The 3076-nt window shown below is 44.1% G+C and carries 2 protein-coding genes; both read right to left on the reverse strand.

What is annotated here, in order from left to right:
• Window positions 1-488 precede the first annotated feature (488 nt).
• Window positions 489-1202, reverse strand: a complete 714-nt coding sequence (locus tag QUB44_RS30355) for a hypothetical protein (protein WP_333373528.1) — start codon at window positions 1200-1202, stop codon at window positions 489-491.
• A gap of 437 nt (window positions 1203-1639) precedes the next feature.
• Window positions 1640-3001, reverse strand: a complete 1362-nt coding sequence (locus QUB44_RS30360; protein ID WP_333373530.1) for a hypothetical protein — start codon at window positions 2999-3001, stop codon at window positions 1640-1642.
• Window positions 3002-3076: the final 75 nt, after the last annotated feature.

Raw genomic sequence — 3076 nt, forward strand, 5'->3', positions numbered from 1 at the left:
CTTCGTAGTTCATATTATTAAGCTAATTTTTTCTTTTATTTTACCTAGAAAGAGCGCACTTTCGCAAGAGGTCTAATAAGGCAACCAACTCATTTTTGTCACCCTCAAAGAATTCTTCTCTAGCCCCTTCAAACAAAAACTGGTAAAACTCTTTAAGGAAGCAATACTTGACGTAGTTTGCGTTGTAGTGGATAAACCTCGGCTTAAGTGTTGTCGTTTGAGGGCTTTCAGACTTAAGGAATGACTTTTTGTACTGAATCATTCCTTCTTCCTGAATCATCTGTAATTGTGGTGTAACAAGGCTTCTGGTCTCGTGCCACGGGTAGTCTCAATTTTCATTGTTTATTCTCGACAGTTAAGTGTATTTCTGAGTGTAGCCGCCTACTGTTGGCGGCTACTTGTGAAAATGAAGGCAAAAAGGAAAGCTAGGTTCACACTATGCAGATAATGTGACTCTAGTTTTCTGTTATGACCTTACCGATCGCAATTTAAAACTCAACCAACAAATCATTGAGCTCTTGCCGTGTTGTCGGGAACTGTCCGCCCCGTTCGGCGTGAGTAAGCAAGCGCTTGTAAGTGATACCAGAATCCAAACCACCAAAATGCTTAGCGTAGGCGTAAAGCCCTTGCTCTTGTGCCTTTACTACCATTGCGAGCTTATCTTTGGGGGCGGTTCGCCGTTCTACTATCTGGTAATGTTGACTCGTCCTCACGGGGTCGAGGAGTGGCTCGTAAGCTTTGTTTGCGATCGCCTCTAAGCACGTTAGTACCCGCAGTACCTCTGTGGTAGCAGGCATCCAGCAAGCTAGTTTGAGTACGGCCCGTGGGGGCAACAAAAAGTTAAGACTCGGTTTACCTATCCAACACAGGCCCAAAACAGGTTCTACATCAGCCGCTAACGACTCGCTGCACCAAAACATACCATCCTGTCGCAACTGCGGGTCAAAGTAACGGATTAGGCGATCGGTAGTTTTCGGCTCAACACCATAAAGGGAGTCGCACTGTTCTGGTAGTAGCACCGGGGCCTGGTAGTAGTGCAGCCACGGCTTAGCACCAATACCAATATCAATGCAGGCGAACGCCTCGGTGTGACGGATACTATCAAACACAGCGTCCCGATACCAGCGAAGCGCCAGAGGGGCGTCCCACGAATACTTAAAAGAAGCCGATCGAGGGGTACTACAAGCGGACTGTTGTGACATAATAATATTCTCAATTGCGTAAACCAATTGAGAAAACAGCAGTCATCGGGGCCTTAACCCGGTGGCTGTGTTGCTTTCTCTTACTTTTGACGATCGCAGTATTTTATGGGTCGCGTCAATCCCCGACAGGTTAAGTTTTGTGAACGCTGCGCCATATCAAAACGAACCTATTAGAACTGCCTACAGTCGGTTAGCAAGCATACATTCACCTGACACAAGTGATAAAAGCATTGATCCAAAGAGTTTAACGGGATAATGCTTGAGTTTTAATTTCCAGCTACACAATTGTTGACTCTAGCTTTCCTTTTTGCCTTCATTTTCACAAGTAGCCGGCTACTGTAGGCGGCTACACCAGGAAATAGAGACTTAAACAGGCAGTAGGCTGTCAATAAAAAAACCGCCTTTTTTAGTGGGCGGTAGGTAGGGTGAGTTAGGGTTTAGATATCGGTTACTTGCACTGTTGTGTCAATACCTAGGTAATGCCGTTGTATTACCTCGACACTATTACCGCAAATAGTGGCCAGTAACAGTAAATCTGTACCAGACTGAGCCTGTAGGGTTATGAACGTATGGCGACAAGCATAAAAGGGTAGGTAGCAACTTATTTTGCCTTCTTCGGCTAGTTGAGTGACAACACCGGGATATGAACACTCTACCCCATTTCGCTTACAGTCATAGCTTAGCCAGAGTTTAGCAATTGCATTACTGTCCCAGTGCTTGCCGTTTAGCTTGGTAAAAACTAAATCGGTTGGTTTTGCATTATCAGGCTTGATACGTAGCAGTAAATCATTGAGTTTGGGGTAAATCTTAAACAGTCTAGCTTCCCCTGTTTTTGTAACTTGAGTGTTTTTAAGCATCCCGTTGTAGGACTTGCTAAACCGGATATAATCCTTATCCCGCCCTAAAAAAACATCCTTCCATTCAAGCGCGAAAGCTTCCCCATTTCGACAACCTGTTAAGAAACGGAATTCAATCAAGGGAGCCAACCTTCGAGGTGACGGATTTTTGTGCTTATAAAAAGCCTCGATAATGATGTCTCTTTCTTCCTTAGTGAATGCACGGCGATCGCGTTCTTCTGGGTCTGTTTCAGTATCCCACCATCGCAAATCAACCGTACCATCGGCACTGACTTGCGATTTGTACTTGTCGGTTTTATTTTTTATAATGCTAACTGGCATTACAAAGGGATTGATGGTTAGTTTGGTTTTGCCCTGAGACTGTAGTCTGACGAAAGCTTCCGAAAGTGCAACTAGGGTTCTACGCTTGCTATCTTCTTCAAACGGACTTGACAACAAAATATCAACTATACCTGTGGAAATTGGTAAATCCCAAACAGAACAAGGGAACGAAATCATCGTTTGTTTTTGCTTGTTCCAAACAAGACCTTTGATAATATTTGTAAGTTTTTTGCAAAAATGATTAAACGTTGTGGGCTGCACCTGCGGACGCTTCCACTCCAAGTAATCCTCCCACATTGCTCCCACTGTAATTTCAGGTTCAGGTTCTGGAATTGGTGCAGCCAGTTTTAGTTCAGCGGTGTACTTGGTCTTTAAGCCGTACTTGGCAAAAGTAGGGTCAAACAATTGTTGCCAGTCTGGGTGCTGTAGGTCACCTTCGATCCGCCATGCGATAGCGATCGCCTTTTGCTGATTTTCAGGAGTATCCTTCATCCCTAGACCCTGATGTTTTCGTTTCCCCCCAAAGATGGGGTTGTACTTAGTACTGAACTGTAACCGAAGTGAACCGTTATCAGACTGAACTTTAATCGTCTCAGGAAGGGCTGGTGATTTAGCGTACATAAGTAGTTAGACAGAATTAATTACACAAATACATAGTAGAATGATATTCCAGGCAAAATTATGAGTTAATTAGAA

The organism is Microcoleus sp. AT3-D2 (assembly GCF_036705715.1).
Lineage (GTDB): Bacteria > Cyanobacteriota > Cyanobacteriia > Cyanobacteriales > Microcoleaceae > Microcoleus.